General features: G+C 40.6%; 16 protein-coding genes. 12 read left to right on the forward strand and 4 right to left on the reverse strand.

From position 1 onward, the window contains the following. Window positions 1-158: 158 nt before the first annotated feature. The 4 genes from ACGHEH_RS11165 (at window position 159) to ACGHEH_RS11180 (ending at window position 8,119) form a co-directional block, all read left to right on the forward strand. Window positions 159-1,289, forward strand: a complete 1,131-nt coding sequence (locus tag ACGHEH_RS11165) for an efflux RND transporter periplasmic adaptor subunit (protein ID WP_390445256.1) — start codon at window positions 159-161, stop codon at window positions 1,287-1,289. A gap of 24 nt (window positions 1,290-1,313) precedes the next feature. Then, window positions 1,314-4,574 (forward strand): efflux RND transporter permease subunit, encoded by a 3,261-nt coding sequence (locus ACGHEH_RS11170; protein ID WP_390445258.1) that lies wholly within the window; start codon window positions 1,314-1,316, stop codon window positions 4,572-4,574. Then, window positions 4,561-7,629 carry an efflux RND transporter permease subunit gene (locus ACGHEH_RS11175; RefSeq protein WP_390445260.1) on the forward strand — a complete coding sequence of 1,023 codons (3,069 nt, stop codon included), beginning with the start codon at window positions 4,561-4,563 and terminating at the stop codon, window positions 7,627-7,629. The genes ACGHEH_RS11170 and ACGHEH_RS11175 overlap by 14 nt, the downstream gene beginning before the upstream one ends. Before the next feature lie 160 nt (window positions 7,630-7,789). Next, on the forward strand, window positions 7,790-8,119 hold the full coding sequence (locus ACGHEH_RS11180) for a hypothetical protein (RefSeq protein ID WP_349285779.1): 330 nt from the start codon (window positions 7,790-7,792) through the stop codon (window positions 8,117-8,119). On the opposite strand, the gene ACGHEH_RS11185 is transcribed toward ACGHEH_RS11180, so the two are convergent. The 4 genes from ACGHEH_RS11185 to ACGHEH_RS11200 form a co-directional block, all read right to left on the reverse strand. Further along, entirely contained in the window at window positions 8,100-11,309 is a 3,210-nt protein-coding gene (locus tag ACGHEH_RS11185) for a hypothetical protein (RefSeq protein WP_390445262.1), read from the reverse strand. The two genes, ACGHEH_RS11180 and ACGHEH_RS11185, sit on opposite strands and share 20 nt — an antisense overlap. A 9-nt stretch (window positions 11,310-11,318) precedes the next feature. After that, window positions 11,319-12,086, reverse strand: a complete 768-nt coding sequence (locus tag ACGHEH_RS11190) for a hypothetical protein (protein ID WP_390445265.1) — start codon at window positions 12,084-12,086, stop codon at window positions 11,319-11,321. A gap of 78 nt (window positions 12,087-12,164) precedes the next feature. Continuing rightward, the gene (locus ACGHEH_RS11195) at window positions 12,165-12,674 is read right to left on the reverse strand and encodes a hypothetical protein (protein WP_390445267.1); all 510 of its coding nucleotides are present in this window, start codon (window positions 12,672-12,674) and stop codon (window positions 12,165-12,167) included. A 258-nt stretch (window positions 12,675-12,932) separates the two neighbouring features. Further along, entirely contained in the window at window positions 12,933-13,739 is an 807-nt protein-coding gene (locus tag ACGHEH_RS11200; protein ID WP_390445270.1) for an AraC family transcriptional regulator, read from the reverse strand. Window positions 13,740-13,775: 36 nt separating this feature from the next. Between ACGHEH_RS11200 and ACGHEH_RS11205 the strand changes: the two genes are divergently transcribed. From ACGHEH_RS11205 to ACGHEH_RS11240, 8 genes are all read left to right on the forward strand, one after another. Continuing rightward, window positions 13,776-13,859, forward strand: a complete 84-nt coding sequence (locus ACGHEH_RS11205) for a hypothetical protein (RefSeq protein ID WP_390446014.1) — start codon at window positions 13,776-13,778, stop codon at window positions 13,857-13,859. Window positions 13,860-13,861: 2 nt separating this feature from the next. Next, a complete protein-coding gene (locus ACGHEH_RS11210) occupies window positions 13,862-14,992 on the forward strand; it encodes an MFS transporter (RefSeq protein ID WP_390446016.1) in 1,131 nt (376 codons plus the stop codon). 155 nt (window positions 14,993-15,147) lie between these two features. Continuing rightward, entirely contained in the window at window positions 15,148-16,086 is a 939-nt protein-coding gene (locus tag ACGHEH_RS11215; RefSeq protein WP_390445272.1) for an ABC transporter ATP-binding protein, read from the forward strand. After that, window positions 16,083-17,276 (forward strand): ABC transporter permease, encoded by a 1,194-nt coding sequence (locus tag ACGHEH_RS11220; protein WP_390445275.1) that lies wholly within the window; start codon window positions 16,083-16,085, stop codon window positions 17,274-17,276. Before ACGHEH_RS11215 ends, ACGHEH_RS11220 begins: the two co-directional genes overlap by 4 nt. Before the next feature lie 265 nt (window positions 17,277-17,541). Then, a complete protein-coding gene (locus tag ACGHEH_RS11225; RefSeq protein WP_390445278.1) occupies window positions 17,542-20,268 on the forward strand; it encodes a PAS domain S-box protein in 2,727 nt (908 codons plus the stop codon). A 162-nt stretch (window positions 20,269-20,430) separates the two neighbouring features. Continuing rightward, window positions 20,431-21,267, forward strand: coding sequence for a DUF350 domain-containing protein (locus ACGHEH_RS11230; RefSeq protein ID WP_390445281.1), 837 nt, complete (start codon window positions 20,431-20,433; stop codon window positions 21,265-21,267). An 8-nt stretch (window positions 21,268-21,275) separates the two neighbouring features. After that, entirely contained in the window at window positions 21,276-22,091 is an 816-nt protein-coding gene (locus ACGHEH_RS11235; protein WP_390445284.1) for a hypothetical protein, read from the forward strand. After that, the gene (locus tag ACGHEH_RS11240) at window positions 22,091-23,605 is read left to right on the forward strand and encodes a polyamine aminopropyltransferase (protein ID WP_390445286.1); all 1,515 of its coding nucleotides are present in this window, start codon (window positions 22,091-22,093) and stop codon (window positions 23,603-23,605) included. Before ACGHEH_RS11235 ends, ACGHEH_RS11240 begins: the two co-directional genes overlap by 1 nt. The last annotated feature ends 130 nt before the right edge of the window (window positions 23,606-23,735 follow it).

Raw genomic sequence — 23,735 nt, forward strand, 5'->3', positions numbered from 1 at the left:
TTAGTCTATATGAGTTCTCAGCTGGTTTAGATCAAATGTTACCAATTGTTTCCAATTTACAAACTCTTACAAATAAACAAAATGAGCGTTATTTTTTCTTTACCTTTTCGCTTATGATGTGAGCAAATAACATATGGCTAGTAAAATAAGAAGGGAATATGTCGTTGCTAAATTCATTTCAAAAATCACTTTTGGCGTTATCAGTATTAGGCTTAGTGGCCTGCTCAGGCGAAGAAAGCACTGAAAAAGCTGATAGCAAAACAGAGCAAACAGCGAAAAAACAAGAAAAAGAAGAGTTTGCAATTCCTGTCGAAGTCACCTTTTCAAAAGTAGGTGATGTTGCCAAGTTTTATCAAACCACTGCCATTTTAGAAGCAGAGCAAGAAAGTAAAGTGGTTAATAAGGTAACGGGCATGCTTGAATCTGTGCATGCTCAAGAAGGTCAGCGTGTGAGTGCTGGAGAGTTACTTGCACAAATTGACCCGCGCAATTATGAATTAGATTTTGAGCGAGCCAAGATTGATTACGAATCAGCAAAGTCAGAGTACCGTCGTAGCCAGCCAGTTGACGGCAAACAACTGATCTCTGAAAAAGACCTTGATAAACTGCGTTTTAGAGTGCAAACCACAGAAAATCAACTTGAAGTTGCCAGAATTAAACTTCGCGACAGTAAAGTTGTTTCGCCGATTGACGGCGTTATCGCAAAACGTTCAGTCAAAGCACATAACATGCTAAGTAATTTAGGCAATGAAATGTTCCATGTTGTGTCACTGGACTCACTCATTGGTGTGGTATATCTGCCTGAGTCAGAGCTTAGTAAAGTTAAGCTTGGCCAAGTTGCAAAGCTTCACTTTCCTGCAGAGCCGAATCTACAACTAGAAGCAACTGTATTGCGTATAGCACCTTTGGTCGATAGCAAGTTAGGTACCTTTAAGGTCACACTGACGATTGATAATCAAGATAATATTTTAAAGCCGGGGATGTTTGCCCGTGTTGCCTTATTACTTGATAGCAAACAAGGTGTTACCTTGGTGCCTGAAAACGCAGTAATCAAAAAAGATGGTAAAGCAACCCTGTTTGTTGCACAAAATGACAGAGCTAAAAAGCTTGAAGTCGAAACGGGTTATACCCAAGACGGCTGGGTAGAAGTTATCACGCCTATTTCGAGTGAAGATGGCGTTATCACTGTAGGTCAACATGGCCTGAAAGACGATGCTTTACTGAAAGTGTTAAATCACGACCAAAGTGCCATCGTGACCAATACTGAAGACAAATCTCAACAGCTTTAATCGCGCCAGAAGTAAGGACAGAGTATGAATATTGCTAGGCTTGCTGTAAAGCGCCCAGTGACCATAACCATGTTGGTTTTGGCGGTGATGTTGTTCGGTATGGTGGGGTTCTCACGCCTTGTGGTGTCGTTACTACCTGATCTAAGTTACCCAACTTTAACAGTAAGAACAGAAAACCCCGGTGCGGCCCCCGCTGAAATTGAACAATTGATTTCAAAACCAATTGAAGAAGCTGTGGGTGTTGTTAAAGGCATTCGCAAACTGCATTCTATTTCTAAACCGGGTCAATCAGACTTAGTCATCGAGTTTCAATGGGGCACAGATATGGATCTGGCCATCATGGAGCTTCGCGAAAAACTCGATATGGTGATGTTACCCGTTGAACTGAGAAAACCCGTCATTTTAAGGTTTAACCCATCTTTAGATCCAATTTTAAGACTAAGCATCTCAGGTGATGCGCAATCTTACACACAACTAAGATCACTGCGTACCTACGCAGAAGAAGAGTTAAAGCGCGCCCTTGAACCTATTGATGGGGTTGCAGCAGTCCAGCTCAGTGGTGGTTTAGAGCAAGAAATACAAGTGCTTATTGACCAACAACAAGCCAATCTTCGTGATGTGACCGCTGAGATGATCACAAACCGAATTAAAAACGAAAACATTAATGTGTCAGCCGGTCGAGTTTATGACGGTCAGCAAGAGTTTTTAGTTCGCACCCTTAACCAGTTTACTTATATCGAAGAAATTGGCGATGTCATTATTAAACAAGATGCCGGACAAACGGTTTATTTACGTGACATTGCCACTGTGGTTGACGGTGTAAAAGAGCGCCAAGATATTACTCGAGTTAATGGAAACGAAGCAATCGAGATGGCTTTGTACAAAGAGGGCGATGCCAATACGGTGGCTGTGGCCAAACGTGTACAGGCTAAGATCAAACAGCTACAGGACGAATTACCAGAAAATGCTGAGCTAAAAATTCTCTCAAATCAGGCTGAGTTTATTGAAAAAGCCATTGATGAAGTGAAGCAAACTGCCATTATTGGTGGTCTACTTGCGATTGTGGTTTTGTATCTTTTCTTAGGTAAGTTTAAGCCGACAATCATCATTGCACTGGCTATTCCAACCTCCATCATTGCAACCTTTAACTTGATGTTTGCCAATAACATCAGCCTAAACATTATGTCTTTAGGCGGTATTGCACTGGCGGTTGGCTTATTGGTCGATAACGCTATCGTAGTGCTTGAAAATATCTATCGTAAAAAAGAGCAAGGTCAAGATGTTGAACAAGCTGCAATCGAAGGTACCAATGAAGTATCGGGTGCAGTAACAGCGTCTACGCTAACAACATTAGCAGTATTTGCGCCTTTGGCATTTGTCACAGGTTTTGCTGGTGAGATTTTTAGCGACCAAGCGCTAACGGTCACCTTTGCTCTACTTGCTTCATTAATTGTGGCACTGAGCTTTATTCCTATGTTGGCGTCACGCCAGTTTTCAATTGCCTCGGGTGATGCAAACCTTGACAACATTGAATCTGAAAAGCCCGTGAAAACAGGTGCAAAGAAATGGCTTAGCCTGTTATTACTGCCATTCAAGTTTGTAGCAGTTGTGATCCCATGCTTTATTGGGCGTTGGATATTGCGCCTCATTATGATGCTGTCGAAAATTATTGGCTGGTGCACCAGCAAAATTACTTATCCAGCTTATGTTGCATTCAATGGTGTCTATAAAATTTTTGCCAAAGGGTATGACAAGCTACTTAAAGGCGCGATGAAACAGCGCGCATTGGTCATTTCAATTTCTTTAATTTTTGCTGTGGGTGTTGCAAGTTTATTGCCTAAATTGGGCATGGAGCTGATGCCTGAAGTGGCGCAAACAGAGCTGACTCTAGAAATAACGCTGCGCCAGGGCACGCCGATCGAACAAACCGACCAGCAGCTTAATTTGCTGGCTCGCTCAGTCGTTGATATGCCAGGTGTGGTGCACACTTATAGTATGTCGGGCACAGGTAGTCTGATGATGAGCAGTGCGACACGCGGCGGCTCTCACTGGGGGCAACTGGTTGTTAAAACTGAAACACCAGCACAACTAAGTGCGGTGCAAGATGCGTTACGTGCGCAACTATCTGGCATGGCGCAGGTCAATGCGGAGTTCACGCAAAGTCGTATGTTTGAACAAGAGCGTCCTTTAGTTGTGGTGATGAGTGGTTATCAGCTTGATGAGTTAAAACTGTACGCCGATAGATTGGTGTCACAACTACAACAGCAAAACCGTTTTGCCGATGTCACAACATCGCTCAGAGCAGGACAACCTGAGCTGAAAATTGAGTTTGATCATCAACGTTTAAGTAGCTTAGGTTTAACTGCTGCCGGCATCACCGATATTCTGGCAACCAAAATAGGCGGTAATGTCGCTAGCAAATATAACCTAGATGATCGTCAGGTTGATATTTTGGTTCAGGTTGATCGTGATTCACGTAACTCAGTGGCGGCGATCCGCGACTTAATCATTCATGGTGAGAATGGCCAGAGCGTGCCTTTGTCAGCGGTTGCAAAAGTCACTGAGTCTATTGGCCCGAACGAAATCAATCGTTTAGATCAGGCGCGCGTTGCCATCATTACAGCCTCTGTGAAAGAAGGTGATTTAGCAACAGCTGCGCAGGTCGTTCGCAGTGAAGTGGCATCTTTAGGGTTACCTGATCGTATTTATAGCCAAGTGATTGGTCAGAATCAGCAAATGGAAGAAGCCTATTCGTCATTAATGATGGCGCTATTGCTGGCGGTATTCTTGGTTTACTTGGTGATGGCTTCACAGTTTGAGTCATTGTTAAATCCGTTCATCATTTTATTCAGCGTGCCACTGGCGGTACTCGGGTCAATCTTTGGTTTATTTATCACGGGTACCAGTTTAAGTGTGATCACCTTTATTGGCTTGATCATGCTAAGCGGTATTGTAGTAAACAACGCCATTGTATTAATTGACCGTATTAACCAGTTACGTGCGCAAGGTTGCGCGATGTTAGATGCTATTTTAGAAGCAGCCAACTCACGTTTACGTCCAATCATCATGACGACCATGACCACAATTTTGGGTTTATTGCCTATGGCGATGGCAACAGGGGAAGGCGCTGAATTACGTGCGCCATTGGCGATTACGGTAATGAGCGGTCTATTAATTGCGACTTTCTTAACTCTGATTGTTATTCCTGTTTTGTATAGTGTGTTTAACCGTGACCAAGTGCAAGTAAATGAGAACTTAGGTAAGGCGGACTATGAAGCAGGCTAAATCAATCAAAAACCTGACTGCACTGGCCCTAAAGCGGCCAGTGACTTGCTTTATGTTGATGCTATCAATGATAGTAGCTGGTCTTATGAGCAGTAAGCTTATTCCCCTTGATAGCTGGCCTGCGGTCAATGCACCTGCCGTGTTTGTAAGAGCATCATACCCAGGTTCGACGCCTGAAGAGATTGAGCGTCTTATAACAAAACCGCTTGAAGAAGCTTTGGCAACCATGGGTGGCGTGAACTCAGTCACTTCTCGTACTTCTTCAGGGTGGACGTCACTTACCCTACAGATGAAGTTTTCTACCGACTTAAATGTGGCAATTTTAGAAGCACGTGAGAAGGTTGATTTGGTTCGACACCTTTTACCTGAAGACTTACAACGCGTAGACGTAATGAAATTTTCAACCCAAGATATGCCGGTTGTTGAATTAACATTATTGAGTGAAAAATCTTTAAATCGTGACTATGAGTTTTTAGAAAACAACCTAAAAATGCCATTGGAGCGGATTCAAGGCGTGGGGCGCGTAGAGCTTTATTTACGTCAGCCAAGAATTTGGGTGAAACTTGATCCTGACAAACTCGCCATGCATCGCGTTGATATTCAACAAGTGACGCGAGTGCTTCAAGAAGCCAACTTTTTAAAGTCTGTGGGTGAAGTACATACAGAAGATTATCGCTATGCGGTGACACCGCAGGGCCAATATCGTGATATCGAAGATATTCGTGCGCAACGCATCAATGAGCGAGTGAAACTCTCTGACATTGCCAACGTGCACTATGCTTTGAGTGAGCGTCAATGGCAGCGTCGTGTTGACGGTCAACCTGCGGTAGGCTTAGATATTTTCAGAGAGTCGGATTCAAATGTGGTTGATGTGGCAAAGCGCATTCGTGAAACTCTTGATGAAGTGATGCAAAAGCCACAACTGCAACATATTGATATTCAATATGACAGAGATGATGGTAACAGTGTTGAAGTATCAATTTCTTCATTGTTACAGGCTGGCGCAATCGGGGCGGTATTATCATTCTTTGTACTGTGGTTCTTCTTACGTAACCTCAAACTGACCGGCGTTGTGGTGCTTGCAGTGCCTGTTTCATTAAGTATTTCGTTGGCGATTATTTACTTCATGGGATTCAGCTTAAATATGCTGACCTTGATTGGCTTGATCATCGCCATCGGCTTGCTTATCGACAACTCGGTGGTAGTTTGTGAGAGTATCTTGCAACAACGAGCACAAGGTGACTCGGGTAAAACTGCTGTCATAGAGGGCGTTGATAAAGTCAGTATCGCCATTTTGAGCGCAACACTCACCACGGTAGTAATCTTTTTGCCTTTGCTTATGGGTGACAGTAACTTTTTAACCGTGATGTTACAGCAAGTAGCAGTGTCTATTTGTGTACCATTATTGGTGTCATTATTAGTTGCGAAAACTCTGATCCCATTGTGTATGTATCGTGTTTTACCAGACAATGCAGGCGCAAACGAATCTGGCTCAGATAAAGCACAACAAAAATACCGCAAAGCATTAAATTGGGGTCTTAGCCATCCTAAGCGAGTGGGCGCTTTTTTCTTGATTCTGTTTACCAGTGTCATGCTGGCAAAAAGTATTGTTGATAAGAGCTCAAGTGACGCCCAGTCACAGAAACGATTACAGATTTTTTATGAGTTTAAGGGGGAACCTGAGCTCGATAAAAAACTCGCGTTTTTGCAAGAAATAGAGACTTATTTACTCGATAACAAGCAATCTCTTGGGATTCAAAAACTTTACTCTGGCGTTTATCAAAGAGGCGCATGGTCAAGTATTCGTTTTGTTGAAGACTTACCAAGACCCATTGAGGATATTAAAAAAGATATCCGTGAAAACTTTCCTGAATCAGCGTATGCAAAAGCGTCTTTGCAACGAGAAGCTGGATCTCGAACGGCGGTGAGTGTTTATCTATTCGGTCGTTCGACTGCAAAATTAAATGAGTTGGCTGAGCAACTTATACCTGTGCTTGAAGCCCACCCACATTTTACTGATGTAAAAAATAGTGCTGAGGGCGATGTCTATGAAATGCAGCTGGTGGTAGACAGACAACGAGCTATGCAGCTGGGTGTTTCGACGCAAGAAATTGCCACTAAAATTGGTAATGCCATGCGTGGTCTCAATTTGAAAACGCTGAGGACTTTAGACAAAGGTGAAGTTGAAATTATCGCGGGTTACTATGAACAGGGCGCTATTCCTATAGAAGAACTTAAAAGCTTACCCGTCATGGAATCAAACGGCGCTATTTTAACCTTGCAACAACTGGTAGAAATAGAAACACGTCCAGCCCCGCGCACAATTTCACGCAGAGATCGTCAAACTCAGATTTCTATTGAGATGAATATTCAAGATGTTAGTCACAAAGAAGCCGCTAAGTCGTTGAACCAGATGATGAACGCGATCACATTACCGCGAGGTTATTCATGGGGCTTAGGCCCTAAATTTGCTGAGCAAGATGAGTCAATGAAAGACATGGTCTTTAATATGATGATTGCGCTTTTCTTGATCTTTATGATCATGGCGGCGTTGTTTGAGTCATTGCTATTGCCAATTGCAATTCTAAGCTCGATAGGCCTTGGTTTTGTTGGCGTTTACTGGACCTTTGCACTACTTGGTATGGGCTTGGGTGAAACAGGCATGCTAGGTATGTTGGTACTCATGGGTATTGTGGTAAACAATGGCATAGTCTTGATTGACCAGATCAACCGCTTTAAGGGCTCAGCAGAGCACTTACAGCAAGCGATTGTTGATGCTTGTTCAACACGTTTACGCCCAATCTTGATGACTGTGGCGACGACGGTAATTGGTATGTTACCTGTGTTATTCGATAGTAGTTCAGCAGATTCAGGTGTATTAGATTATAAACCCATGGCGATTGCGATTATCGGTGGCTTAATCTTTTCAACGCTGACTAGTTTAGCCTTTGTGCCTTACTGTTATTACCTACTTTACCGTTTAGGTCAGGGAAGTAGTAACCGACTTGCTGAGGCAAGGGCGTATGCCAATCATAAGTTAAGTAGGCTTAGCTAAGCTTTGAAGATAAAAAGCGCGACGAGTTCGCGCTTTTTTGTGTCAGTAGGTAGACGAAAAAAAACCTCCCTTTGTTTAATCTCAATATCCCTTCTACACTCATACAGTAAATTATGTCTTAACTTAGGAAGTGAAGCCTGTATATAAGGACATATTAACCATGCGTTTACTGCTTATTTTATTGTTATTACTGATAACCGTTACCTTATCTTTTCAACCTGCAAAAGGGGCTTCGGCCAACTTCAAAGCGAGCATTAAAGGTTGGCGTCCAGAAGTGCAAAGTAAAATTCAGGTATTGGGAGAGTTTTCCAGTTGTAGAGTGGTTAACGCCTTAAAATTTGATAGCATCAATTCGGCTTGCTTCTTGAAAAAAGAGAATAAAGGCTGGCAGTTAGAGTCTTTTGCTAGTCAATGTGAAGTCGAATGCATCAAGGTTTCGAACATCAATACAATCACTAATACAGTGCGTTTTAATCAAATAAATCCGTAATCTTATTAAGCTCTTTATAGCGTTTAATGATGGGGGCGCTTTTTTCATTTAGTGCAGTACTTATTTTTGTGTCACATTCTGCTTTACCAATAGATTCAAATGGCCCAGATAATACAACCGTGTAGCTTTTCCCTTGCTTGCTTATTTCAGAGAGAAAGATATTTTTATTTGATTCAATGAGTGGCACATTCACGGAAGAGCGCTTTGCATAAAGAGCATATTGGCAATAGTAATGGGCTGTTTTAGGTCTTGTTTGAGTTTGAGGTTTAGTAGGTAATTCAAAATTACTATCGATCCGTTGCCAATTTATAGAATCATATTTTCTGGCATCTATCATAAAACTACCAAATAAAACTGGTTGAGAGTAGGCCTGATTAATGACGAATTGTGCCTGTTTTTTAGTTTTGTACGGACCCGCAACAAGGTAATAGTTTTCATGATTTAAGTGTTGATATAGCTGTAGCGGGAAGTTAAGCGCTTGAATACTGTGAGCAACGATATTTGCTGAAAACCTTTTCTTAAATACACCTAGTTGAACAAAATATTGCGCTTTGTATGTGTCAGTGGGCTGTGTAAGCAACTGTGTTTTATCTTGAAGTACGATGTCTCTCAAAATAACAGTATCTCCATACTCTGGCGCGACTATCTTTTCTGGGAGGTTTTTTGTGATTAAGTTATCTACAGAAAATTGGTTTTGCTCTAGTTTTATACTGTATTCACCAGCTTTCACCTTAGGAAAAAAATAGTACCCATCATATTCACTGATGGTTTCGTATTGTATGTTGCCTTCATCATCGAGTAATAGCACAGACACGCCTGAAGCAGGCTTAGTCTTGTTATTGGTCGTGTAATAAAGCGTGCCTTCAACCTCATTGACAATATTAATAGGGATTTTGATATTGGTTACGCCACCTCTGTGAGAAGACGCTTTTATGCGATTATTAACTGGCTGATAGTATGGGTTAGACAGACTCATCAAATCTAAACTCAAAATTTGCCCGCCAGTACTGCTAGGTAGTAAAACTTGCCCGTTGGAGTTTGTTCGGTGCTCTTTCCATAAATAATTACCAGTGAAACTTGCATCCGCAATGGGTTGATCTTGTGTATCAAAAATCCCATTTTTATTCTGATCAACAAAAGTTTCTACTGCTAGTTGCCCTGAACTTAATGAACGAGGGGGCAAAAAATTGATGTTATTATTGAATTGGTCGAAGCTTATTGTGCCGCTGATCCCCAAGGATACTAGCCACTCATCTTCACTATCATATTGCCCGCTAAGGCTAATATTAAATACATCATTACGGTAAGTATATTGATGGCCGAGCACGACTTTTGCTGCAGAGCGTGGGTTATAGCTTAACTGTGTTTGGTTAAACATTTGGCTGGTTTGTGGCCACCGGAGACTGCTCCGATAATTGAGCAGCTCTTTGTCTTCAAATGGTTTCCAGTCAACAGAGTTAGTCCAATGCCATTTACCAAGATCCATAGACCAATAACTTTGATTGATTAATTCATCTTCAAGCTTGTCATATTGAAAACGACTGGACCAGTTCCCTCCTAAATAACTTGCATTGAGACCAAATTGGGTGAATTGACGCGTTTCTTTTTGTTCTCGCTTTTCATTTAAAAATCTTAAGTTCCAACTTAAATTATCAAACTGACTAAAGCGACTATTGAGGCTCAGTGAGGCACGGGATTTTAAAGGGTAATTTTGTTTTAAAAATACAGCACTATTGAATTCATTCAGGTGGCTGTATTCAAAGTTAATATTGATATTCTCTTCAGTAAACTTTGACGTTTCACCACGGTAACCTGCAAAATAAGCTGAGCCAAACTCAACCTGTTTTGCACCCACAAATTTGAAACTGCCAAGCTCAGAATTGCTCTGCAAACCCGTACTAAGATAACGACTGTTTTCATCTCCAGTTAAATAGTTCAAACCCATATCATAGGTGAGGGTATCTGATAAACCATAAGACACACTGCCAGATATAGACTTACCAAAACTAGCAGCATTGTTAGATTGTCCATTTAGTAAATTACGCGTGCTATCTAATAATTCTAGCTGGTAACTCATTTGACCTTTAGCAAGTGCAGTATTACCCACAGAGATCTTTCTGGTTTTAGTGAGCTGCTCACCTTGGGGACCATAGAGTCGAATTTCAAAGATGTTGTTGCCATAAAATGTTTCCACATCTTCAAAACGCACAATATTTTCATCGGTAGACTCCGAAGACGCGACAAATTGCCCATTACGGTAGAGTTCAGCAAGCCAGCCTGGCAGCGTAGCTTCTTCTATTGTTATTGTTGAGAAGCTTTGTGAGGTGTTCGGGTTTATATTTGATAGGTATACACCACGACCTTGGCTAAAGTTCATGATGAGTGGATCTCGTTGAGACTGAATATCACCTAGTTCGTAATGTAGTTGAGTGATTAGTCCTTCTTGGTTTGAGTCCTCATATGACTTTGTGAGTTTAATGAATTGGTTAGTGCCAGTTTCATTTTGGTTAAACCTAAATTGAGCTTGATGTTCGAATGCGTCGAAATAACTATTGAGAGTGAGTAGGTTTTTGCTTTTTTCAAGCCTTGATAAATAGCTAGAAGTGAGAGAATAATCAGTTACAGGGTATGTAATATTTTGAAACTGATCGGTTATCTCAATGTCAAACTCAGGGGTTAAAAGTCGAGAGCGTACCAATGGTAATTGAGAGTCTTTTTTCTGTTTTGTTTGAAGCAGATTGGTGTTTAAACTTAATTGCATCAAAGCGTAATCAAAATCTGCATCAATATTTAATACTGAATTAATCACTTGCAGGTCAATATAATGGTCAAAATCATCTTCTGTCCAGACAGGCTCTTCATCTGAGTCAAATGAGGTTGAATCTATAGCAATAGAAAAAGTCAGCTCGCTTTTTTTAATAACTCCAGTTATTTGTTGGTTCTCTACTTTAAAAGCAATACCGAGCGCATCATTTAAGGGCGATATGGGAAGTAAAAACCTTCCTGATTGAGTGTAATAACCCTCTAAGTCAGAAATTACAGAGCGACCGTTTAGCTTTACATTAACAATAACAAAGTCATCGTCCACTACTGGCCAATGGTATAAAGTGAAATTGGCTGCACTTACATTAAACGTAAAAAGTAATGTATAAAAGAAAAGTACAGCCTGACGATGAAACCGAAGTTTCATTTTGAGAAGTTAATCATTAATATTTAACGTTTCAGTAAGAGAAACCTTACCGCCATAACGAATATTTTCTTCGTACTGGATTGTTAGAGGTCCAGAGGCGCTTTCTGTTAAAGGAATAAACACCTTACGACGAGTAAGTGGGGTATAAACGCCCAAGTTTTTTATTTCTCCAACTACTTCTTCATCTTCATTGAGAATTTTGAAGTCACCAAATAATGAACGGTTACCATTAAGTGTCTGCCAAAACATCACCGTAGGCTGGCCATTTTGTGTCACCAATTGTGGATTCACAATATTTGACTCTACTTCCAAGCGACCATGTCGAACAATCACAGGAATGCTATAAGCCACTTTAGGTTTGATACTGATACCAGCTTCATTGGGGTCTTGGGCTTCCGAAGCAATAATCTTCAGTACAGCACGGTATTCACCATGTGCTAAATTTGCTTTTTTGCGCACCGTCATTCTAATGGCTTGCATATCTTTGGCTTTTATTGTGCCTCTGCGCGGTGAATATCTTAACATTGATTTGGCAGAGCGGCCTTGTACATCTGCTTCTGAGACATTGATGAGATTACCTTCTTCGGTCATGTCTTTGTGCACAAGTACTAATCTGAAATCGAGGTTTTTATCAGAAGTGTTTCTGATCATTAAAGAGTTGTTTTTGGAACGACCATCAAAGTAAAGGCGATATTCTGATAATGCAAGATTGGCAAATACAGATGAGCTACAGGTCACTAAAAATAATATAAAAGAGAAGTAAAGAGGAAAACGCATAACATTATAACAGACTAAGAAAGTAAAAAGTGTGAGCAACGCCCACACTTTAGTTTAAAAGATTTTGACGAAAAGTTCTTATTGGAAAGACACGTCAACAGTATAATCTACAGAGTAGTTACCATCTGCAGTTAGTGCATTGTCTACAGTCATTGTGCCGTATACACTGATAGTGATATCTGTTGCTGAAGCATCAGTCGTGAAAGCAGATGCTACGCCATCAGCTGTTGTCGTTGAAGATGTTCCATCTGTTGCTGTAGTTACAGGAGCAAATGTCAAGTTAGCACTTGAACTGCCTGTTACAGTAATGTTCATTGCAGAGTTTGGCGCAAGACCAGATACAGTTACGCCACCGATTTGGATGTTAGCATCAGATGCGTCACAGTCACCTGTTACCGCACCAGCGTTGTCCATAGTACAGCTTGAAGTTGCCGCCAAACGGATTTTACCGAAGTTTAGCGCACTAGTTTGTGCAAAAGTTGGTTCACTCCATCCACTGATAGTTGCTTGAAATGTGTCACTAGATGCAAAAATTGAGCTTGAAGTAGCTGCTAAAAGCGCCGCTGAGAATAGAAGTTTCTTGTTCATTAATACTTACCACTTAGTTATTAGTTTTGAACTTCCATGTATTAAGGGCTAGATAAAAATACACAACGCCATAATCCATTAGTATTGATTTAAACATACTTTGATACATATAAAAAATACTTTGTTTACATTTGTGCATTTTTATAAATAATTTTATTTAAATTAGGTAAGGGTGAAAACTAAAGTGCTAACTCAAAAAATCTTTCTAGTCCTTTGGTTGCTATTTTTTAGTGGTTTTGTAATGGAATTGTAATATTTCTATCTCTTCAAATATTGCCCCGGGGTGCAGTTAAATACCTTTTTAAATGCGGTGTTAAATGCTGAACTGGACTCAAAACCCAGCTGCTCAGCTATCGTTTGTTGTGTGTAACCTGCTTCAATCATTTCAACCGCACGCAGACCTCTTAACTTCTGTTTCCATTGACTAAAGTTCATAGCAAAGCTTTTGTGGAATAACCTATTAAGCGTACGAGTCGACGCGCCAACCAGTTCGCCCCATTGCTCAAGGGTTCTATTACAGCCAGGGTTTGCGTGCAGCTCAGAAATAATTGGCAATAAGCGGTCGTCTTGTGCGCTAGGCATAAAGAAACTACTGGTTTGCGCACATTCTAATTGGTCAATAAATACTTGGGTAAATCGTAGCTTTTTATCATCAGGTTGATAGTTTGGTGGCCAGTTACACACTTCTAAAATCATGGCTTTAAGTAATTCATTAACATGAAGAAGCTTGGCTTCACTACCAAGTATTTGAACATACTTTTCATCAATATAAACACTGCGAAAATGCCCACCGTAGCGGCAAAAGGTTTCATGAGGAAGGTTGGGTGGGATCCACAAAGCTTGATCTGGGGGAATAACAAATTTACCCGCGGGCGTGTGTACACCTAACACCCCATCGCTGGTATAAGCGAGTTGCCCCCAAGTGTGTGAATGAGTCTGCACATGCTGCCAAGGCGGCATTTCAGTGGCTCTTGGGTAGATAGGCTTGCCAAGGGCTTTTAGGTTAAAGCGTGTTTTAACACTCACCCAGCTCGAACTTGGCTGATTTGATAAGTTATCTGTCATAACTTTGCATTTTGGTCACACTGTGCACAGCATACAATGTGCTTGCGTTTTAATCAAAGTGCTTGTGTGAGGGAAAAGTGGAACAGAATAAACAGTGGCAGTCACCGTTTGGATTTTTAACTATTGCAACCATTGTCATGGCGGTCACGTTTTCGGCGTGGAATGCCTTATTAAATAATTTTGCAGTAGAGGCGGCACAATTTAATGGTGCCAATATGGGCATATTGCAGTCTCTTCGAGAAATACCAGGTTTGCTGGCTTTTACTGCAGTGTTTATTTTATTGGTATTAAAAGAGCAAACATTTGCGCTAATAAGTTTGTGTTTATTGTCGGTTGGCGTGGCGTTAACTGGGTTATTCCCGAGTGTTTATGGGCTATATGCCACGACGGTATTAATGTCGATTGGCTTTCACTACTTCGAAACTTTAAATCAATCTTTGAGTTTACAATGGTTTAGTAAAGATGAAGCACCGCAAAAGTTGGGTCAATTGATGTCGATAAAATCCATGGCCTCATTGGCAACCTTTGCCCTAATTTGGCTAGGTGTGACTTTCTTTAGTACCGCCTATCAAGGGCTTTATTTATTCTTTGGTGGTGTAGGCTTGTTACTGACTTTATTTATGATGGGTGCATTTCCGCATTTTCCTGAGAAAAACCTACAGCATAAAAAGTTAATCGTGAGAAAAGAATATAGTTTGTATTACATTTTGCTGTTCTTCTCAGGCGCGCGACGCCAGATTTTTATGGTCTTCGCGGGTTTCTTGATGGTTGAAAAGTTTGGGTTCGATGTGGCGCAAATAACCATGCTGTATATGTTCAATCACGTAATTAATATTTTTGCCGCACCAATGATTGGTAAAATGATAGGTCGCATTGGTGAGCAAAAAGCATTAACCATTGAATACGCGGGTTTAGTGTTGGTATTTGTCGGTTATGCGCTGGTGGAGTCGGCGGAGTTTGCTGCGGTGCTTTACGTGGTAGATCATTTGTTTTTTGCCATGGCCATAGCCCTTAAAACCTATTTTCAAAAAATTGCCCGGTCTGAAGACATTGCCGCTACGGCCGGTGTGAGCTTTACCATAAATCACATTGCCGCTGTGATCATTCCTGCAAGCTTTGGGGTTGTATGGTTATACGATAGCTCACTGGTGTTTTACTTTGGTGCGGGTTTGGCTGGGTGCTCTTTAATTTTGAGTCAGTTTATCGGAGGTCATTTGGCAAAGCATCAAGCTCAAAGTGAGCAAACAGCATAAGTTTTTAGCTTCTTACACTCATGTTGTCGTCAAGATGAGCGTACGTTAAAGACTTTATCATTTTACATTTGTTCATAATCTGTAACGTTTCTGTCTGTCTATCATTGCTGCTCTGTGGTTATAATCGAGCCAAATGTTTATTCATAGGGAACGTTATGCATATCAAAGTGGACAACATCAGCAAGCATTACAAAGAAGTGACCGCCGTAAATGGTCTCAGCTTTGAAGTACAACAAGGTGAGGTGTTTGCACTGCTTGGCCCCAATGGTGCCGGTAAATCATCTCTTGTGCGCATGCTTGTAGGCTTTACTCAGGCCGACGAAGGTCAAATCACAATTACAGTCAATGGTGAGCAATACACGTCTATTCCAGCCTCAGAATTAGGTTATTTGCCTGAAGATCGTGGCCTCTATTTAGAGAAATCTTTAGCACAGAACCTGATGTATTTTGCAACGTTACGTGGGGTAGATAAAAAAACAGCCAAAGAGCGCATTGATTATTGGCTCGAACGTTTTGATTTACTCAAGCGAAAAGACGATCAGCTTAAAAGCCTGTCTAAAGGCAACCAGCAAAAAGTACAGCTAATTAGTGCAGTTTTGCATAAACCGCAATTGGTATTACTCGATGAGCCATTCTCAGGACTCGATCCAGTGAACCAAGAAAAAGTTGTGTCATTTTTAAAAGAATTAAAAGCGCAGAATATGACGGTTATTCTGAGCGCACACCAAATGTCGATGGTTGAAAAACTGGCTGACAGAATGTTACTGATGAACCACGGGCAAAGTGTGTTGTATGGCACATTGGCAGACATTCAATCACAAGTTGGCGTGGGGAGTGCTTTGAAGGTGACATTTACCCACGCAGTGAATGGAATTGAAGCGAGCAACAAGTTGACGCAATTTGAAGTTGAGCAACTGAATGACACGACTTTGGCAATTCGTGCCGAGCGCGCAGATCAACTTAATCAATTATTAGCGCATTTACCTGAGTTAGGTGATATCGCGTTTATCGATAGCCAAAGAATGGATTTACACCAGCTCTACTTACACGCCATAGAAGCGGATCAAGCAGTACAAAAAGGAGAAGCCGCATGAGTAGACTAAATCAAACCCTGACTGTGGCTAAATGGGAGTTCATGCAATTCTTTAAATGGAAGCAGGAGCTCATTGGCAAATCAATTATGCTGCTGGTGGCGCTAGGTATGTATTTATGGCACAACCAAGTGCTTTATCAGCCTGAGCCGCAGCAAATCGTCTCTAATATTGAATTACAGGGTCTTCAATTAGATGATGACTTTGTGCTTAGAACAGAATCAAAATCGAACGATGCACTTATTGCTGAAGTCAAAGCGGGCAATATTGATGGTGCATTGATCTTTGCTTCACAAGCGTTACCACAAAAAGTGACTTTATATTCTCAAGGTAAAATGTCGTGGCAAAATGACTTGCAAGTCCAGTTAAACGACTATGCGCGTTCAAATGCTGCCGCTTCTTTAAACCTTGGCCCAACTCAACTGGCTTTACTTGAGCAGCCACTGCAGTTTGAAACAAACTACCTAGATGAAGCAGTCAAAGATGCAATGCAACAATCTTCAATTACCGCTAATGGTTTACTATTTTTAATGGCCATTGGTGTGTTTATGACTTTCGGGCAGGTGTTTGTTGCAATTACCGGCGAAAAGCAACAACGCGTCACTGAGCAGCTTTACTCTTGCATTGATGCAAAGACGTGGATTGAAGGTAAAATCATCGGGCAAATGTTGCATGCGCTGAAAGCCATGACCACGACCGCCATTACTGCATTGTTGGGGTTTGCATTTGTACAGGTCATTTTGAAAGGTAGAGCGCTTGATTTCAGCATTTTCGACTTTACTGTTTTACCTTGGTTTATTGTGTTTGTACTCGTGGGCATTTATATGTGTACAGCATTTATAGCCGCTATTGCAGCTGCGATCGATGACCCGAACCACAGTGGTAAGTCAGCGTTTATGATGATCCCCCTGATCCCGATTGTGGCTGGTTTTATGATGATGGATAGTCCAAGTAGCTTGGCTGTGACTGTGTTAAGCTATTTCCCATTAACGGCATTTGTCTTTATGCCAATGAAAATGGCGCTGATTGATGTGGCATTTTGGCAAGTAGCCATCGCCTTCATCAGCTCATTGCTTGGTTGTATTGTTATTCGCAATATGGCGGCGCGCATGTTTAAGATGGGGATGACCATGTATGGTAAAGAGCCAGACTTCAAAACCATGATGAAATGGGCGATTGCCGTTAAATCTTAATCGATACGATAGTAAAAGGCTGAATTTATTCGGCCTTTTTTATTTGTGTTTCTTTATTTGGTTTTTATTAACTGATCTTCTTTTTTATTCGAAAGCAATTATTTTTATCTAATTTAGGAACTAAAACAGACTTATTTATCTGAAAATCATTATTTAGTAACAATTAGAGTCTTGGCTTGAAGAAAATATTCAACTATTGTTTTTAATAATATAAACAGCTATAGAACGAATACCTATGTTTTTTAACTCAAGGAAAGAGCGCGAAATGTCTCAAGCGCTTCAAGTAAAACTTGATCTCCTCTCTCAAACACATGCATTTCTTGAAATAAATAGCTCAGGCATCATCGAAAATGCCAGTGAATTCTTCTTATCAAAAACGGGTTACTCCTTGTTTGATGTAAAAAATAAGAACTATAAAGTGTTTTTTAATGCTGACTTAAATGAATTACAAAAAGCAGGCAATAATGAGCTTGTTCAAGTGAATTGCAATAACAATCAAGCAAAATGGTTTTCATTGAGTATCAGCTACAGCAATGAGAGTTTAATTATCTTATCTTTAACTGATGTGGATGCTTACGAACAGCAAAGTGTTGATCAAAAAGGTCAACTCGAAGCAATTGGGCGTTCTCAAGCAGTGATTGAGTTTGATTTGCAAGGATATATTCTCCATGCAAATGAAAATTTTCTTCATGTAATGGGCTACAGTTTAAATGAAGTAATAGGCCAACATCATAGTATGTTTGCAGAACCAGCGTTTTCTCAAAGTGCAGAATATGCCGACTTTTGGGCTGCGTTGAGCCGAGGTGAGTTTAGTTCTGGCGAATATAAGCGCTTAGGAAAAGGCGGAAAAGAAGTTTGGATACAGGCTACTTATAATCCTATTTTTGATAAAAACAATCAGCCATTTAAAGTCGTTAAATATGCTTCTGACATCACTGAAAGTAAGCAGCAAGCTGCTGACTACCAAGGTCAACTAGATGCTATAAGTAAATCTCAGGCAGTTATAGAGTTTAACATGGACGGCACCATCATTACGGCGAATGAAAACTTTTTAGCGGCGATGGGGTATGATTTAAATGAAATTCAGGGCAAACATCACAGTATGTTTGCTGAGCCAGATTATGCACAAAGTGAAGATTATCGCGTTTTTTGGGCGCAATTGAATGCAGGCAAGTTTAGTTCTGGTGAATACAAGCGCCTGGCGAAAGGGGGCAGAGAAATTTGGATTCAGGCTTCTTATAATCCGATTTTTGATTTAAATGGCAAGCCATTTAAAGTCGTTAAATATGCCTCAGATATCACTGAGCAAAAGTTGCAAAGTGCCAACTATGAAGGTCAATTACACGCGATCAGTAAGTCTCAAGCGGTCATCGAATTTAATATGGATGGCACCATCATCACAGCCAACGATAATTTTTTAGCGACGACAGGGTATCAGCTTGAAGAGATCAAGGGGCAACATCACAGTATGTTTGCTGAGCCTGATTATGCAACCAGTGTTGAATATAAGCAGTTTTGGCAAAAGTTAAACAATGGCGAATTTGACTCAGGCGAATATAAGCGTTTGGCAAAAGGTGGCCGAGAGATTTGGATCCAAGCGACTTACAACCCGATTTTTGATGCCAGTGGCAGAGTAATAAAAGTTGTTAAGTTTGCCAGTGATATCACAGAACAAAAGCAGCAAAGTGCAAACTTTGCAGGGCAATTGCAAGCGATTGACAAATCTCAAGCCGTGATAGAGTTTAATCTTGATGGTACCATCATTACTGCAAATGAGAATTTTCTTAAAACAACGGGATATACTCTAGATGATATCCAAGGGCTGCACCACAGTATTTTTGCAGAGCCTAAATATGCCAGAAGCGACGAGTATGCCCAGTTTTGGCAAAAGTTAAACCAAGGTCTCTACGACAGTGGCGAATATAAACGTTTTGCGAAAGATGGCAGCGAAATTTGGATCCAAGCCTCATACAACCCAATCTTAGACAGTGAAGGGCGACCATACAAGGTTGTTAAATATGCAACTGACATCACTGAAAGAAAGCTGGCTATACGAAGTATTAAACAAGCAATCATTTCATTGGCTGACGGTAAACTTGCACAAAGCATTGATGAAGATTTAGGGTCAGAGTTTAACATCTTGAGAGATGCGATGAATGGTCTAATGCAAAACCTCAATAAAATGGTGATAGACATAACTCAAGCGTCGGAAATGGTAAATAATGGCGCGCAAAATATTGCATCAGGCAATGAAGAGTTAAGTCGTAGAACTGAGAGTCAGGCTGCAAGCCTAGAAGAAACGGCATCTACTATGGAAGAGCTTACCACCACAGTTCAGCAAAATGCCCGCAGTGCTGCTGATGTGTCGCTTCGTGCGGCTGATGCAATGCAAAATGCTGAAGAGGGTGGTGAAACAGTATCTACTGCCGTAAACGCCATGTCAGACATTGAAAACTGCAGTAAGCGCATTTCGGACATTATTGGAGTGATTGATGAAATCGCTTTCCAAACGAACTTATTAGCCTTAAATGCCTCTGTTGAAGCTGCAAGAGCCGGAGAAGCGGGGCGAGGCTTTGCTGTAGTAGCCAGTGAAGTTCGTAACCTTGCTCAGCGCAGTGCCTCTGCGGCGAAAGAGATAAAAATCTTAATTAAAGACAGTAGTGAAGCGGTTCATATTGGTAGTGCTTTGGTTGCTGAGTCCGGGGTGAAATTTAAAGATCTTATCTCTGTTGTCGGTGACGTTAATAAAATGATTAGCGAAATAACGAAGGCTAGCCAAGAGCAGTCTGAAGCCATCTCTGCGGTATCATCAACTGTTGCACAGCTTGATAACCTAACGCAAAACAATATGCATTTGGTTGCCCAATCGACCAGTGCAAGTAAAGATATGCGTGAGCAGGCAAGCCATTTACTTGATCATGTGTCAAATTTTGAAACAGATCAAAGTCAGCTACTACTTACATCAAATTCAGCGTCTAAAATACTTATCTAGTGAATACCCTCAGCGCATAAGTGAAAATTAAGATAAAGAGAGAAGCAATTTCTCTCTTTATCTCTACTTCGTTTATTTGTTGCGTTCTGTTTAATTATTAAAGTTTGTCACGCAAACAGCTTACTGCTAAAATCCGCAAAAATTTTAATAAGAAACAATAATATGGAAGTTTATTTAAACGACTATTTAGTCAATAGCAGCTTTTTAGTACTATTTTTATTCACGGTGTTTTCTGCAAAATGGGTGTACAACTTTACGACACCATATTGCACTTTTTCGCAACTTATTGAGCAGAAGAATCGTTCTTTGGCAGTTTCAATTTCAGGCTATTTATTGGCTGTCACTATCATCTATTTATCGGTGCTTAGCGGTCCATCTACTGGGCTCGTTACAGATCTGATTAATGTAGCGATTTATAGCACGTGTGGCATGTCATTACTTGTTTTGTCTCGTGTAATCAATGATAAATTTTTATTGCCTACTTTTTGTAATACAAAGCATTTAATTAAAAAACAAAATTTAGCGACAGGTTTTGTGCAAGCTGCGAGCTATATTAGCAGTGGTTTATTAATCGGAGGCGCTTTATCTGGAGAAGGCTCTTGGTCATCAGCCCTTGTTTTTTATGCACTAGGCCAGTGTATTTTAGTAGTTTTTACGAAACTGTATGACATTATCACTCAATTCGATCTTCAGAGTGAGTTAAAAAACCAAAATCTTGCTGCTGGTATTAGTTTTTCTGCGACATTGATCGCGCTGGGCATCATTTTATTTCATGCAATTGCAGGTGAGTTTGTGTCGTGGCAACAAAGTCTGATCTTATTTGCAATCGATAGCGTGATTGCCTTTTTGTGCCTGCCTATCTTCAGATTAGCTTTTGATAAGCTTTTGCTACCCAGTATATCGCTCGATATAGTAATTGCAGAAAATAATGTAGCTGTTGCGCTTATTGAGGGAGCGATGGTTATTGGTATTGCGTTGGCAATCTTAATTGCTCTTTAGGAGTTGCCATGTCTATCAATAAACTTTTTGTGATCTCTACGATCACACTTATCTATTGTTGGCTCATGATTGGTCATCTAGATTCACCTGAGAAAATTGAGCCTTTCGCTAGTGGCTCGACTTACTCTAAAAAGGATACACCCTATAAATTTAGAGTGCCAAATGACGGACAAATAATGCTTTTTGAAGTTAAAGGTTCTGTGGCAATGAACTCTTGGAAAAGTATTGATATAGAAATCTACGACGCACAGGGCAATTACTTATTTGCTTATACAGATGAACTATGGGCCGAGTCAGGAAGAGATTCTGATGGTCGTTGGACGGAGTATCATACGCACCTTGAATACAAGCAGCGTTTCCCAAGTAAAGGTGAATATGTTGCATATATTCATGACATGTCTTCTTCTAGAAATGCATACAGTAAATCTTCTTTTAACTTTCGTATTCTCGCACTAAATGGAGATAGTCGAAAACTCAAAGTCATGTTATGGATAAGCGGAGTTATAACTGTGATCTGCCTGCTTATCATCATGCACCGTTATGAAAATGGCTATAGTAGCTTCGAAAGAAAAAGAGCTAGACGGATCGCCAAAGAGGCTGCTCTGGGTATGAGCACTGAGCCAATGCAAGTAAAGACCGCTATTCTACTTTTTGCTGTACCAACATTTTTCTTAACATTATGGGCAATGCATGAAGATGATGCTGACATTGATTGGCTAAGTTACTCTCATAGTAAGCGTCATATCTATGTTGATAAGCAACTTCGTGAACACAGTTTAAAAAGTGCCCAGTTTAGAACTGGTTCAGGACGTGGTGGTAAATAGTGATCCGCGAAAGCCATATTCTGCTTTTTAGCATTTTCATCGCTGGTTTATGCTCAATCATATATGAGTTACTTATAGCGACAACTGGGGCTTATTTTTTGGGCGATAGCATCACCCAATTTTCTCTGACTATTGGTATTTACATGGCCTTTATGGGCGTCGGCTCGTATTTATCCCGCTGGGTGTCTGATACTAAGCTGCTTGGCTCATTTATAGGGTTTGAGTTGATTCTGGCTTTAATAGGAGGCATGAGTGTCCCTATTCTTTATTTCTCTTACGCATTTGATTTGTCATTACAGTTATCTTCCGTGGTGTTAACAGCTCTGATAGGTATATTGATAGGCTTAGAAATTCCTTTGCTTAGTCGCTTAATGGAGAAGCATTACAACTTAAAAACCAATATTTCTAATGTCTTATCTATAGATTACTTCGGGGCCTTATTGGCAACCTTGTTATTTCCTTTCTTACTTTTACCTTGGCTAGGTGTATTTAAAACATCATTGGCTTTTGGCATGATGAATTTAACAATTGCACTTGCCTTACTTTGGTATTTTGCCGAGCATTTGAGCATTGCCCGCAAAAATGTCTTGCGACTGGCACTTACTTTGGTTTCATTGATTTTAGTAGGAACATTCATTTTCAGTAATGAGCTGAATAAGATTTGGAATAATCGTGTTTATGAAGACCATGTCGTTCATTCAGAACAATCCCAGTATCAACAGCTGGTTCTGACGCGCTCCAAGAATGACATCCGTTTGTATCTTAATGGCGGTTTACAATTCTCATCGATCGATGAATACCGCTATCATGAGGCTTTGGTACATCCTGCTATGGCAAGGTTACATCAGCCAAAACAGGTCTTGCTCTTAGGAGGGGCTGATGGGTTGGCGGTACGTGAACTGCTTAAGTATGACTCGATAGAGCAGGTTACCTTAGTCGACTTGGACCCAGCAGTTGCCAAGCTTGCTCGTGAGAATCACTATGTAAAAGCGCTAAACCAAGATTCACTCAACAGCACCAAAGTTGATGTAATTCATCAGGATGGTTTTGTTTATAGTGCCGAAGATAAAAAAGAATACGATCTAATCTTGATTGATTTACCTGATCCTAAAACAATCAGTTTAGCGAGATTATATAGTAAGCAATTCTACCAACAATTAAAGCGTCGACTTCATCCGCATGGTCTGATGGTGACTCAGGCAACCAGTCCTTTCTTTGCCAGAGATGCATTTTGGTCCATCCATAATACTGCGGTTGCCGCTGGTTTTAATAGAGTGGCTCCATATCGTGTTAATGTCCCTTCTTTTGGAGAATGGGGCTTTATAATGGCTTGTAAGCATATATGCCAACAACCAGTTAATCACGATATTGAAAGTCGTTTCTATAAAACAGAGCTAGAAGCCATGTTGTTTACTATTCCTCCTGATTTTGAGAATCAACAACAAGACATTACAACGCTCGATAACCCCAGTGTGCTCTATTATTACTTAAAAGGCTGGAAGTACTGGAATTAGCCACAGAATTTGCTTAATTTAAGTGCCTCATAGCTTCGTTAAGCAAATTTTATCTAAAATATTTTATGCTCCCATTCATCCCAAAAAATTAACCATTCACTTAATTTGTGCGTGCCAATATTTAGTCGCT

It is taken from the genome of Pseudoalteromonas sp. MTN2-4 (assembly GCF_042848605.1).
GTDB lineage: Bacteria > Pseudomonadota > Gammaproteobacteria > Enterobacterales > Alteromonadaceae > Pseudoalteromonas.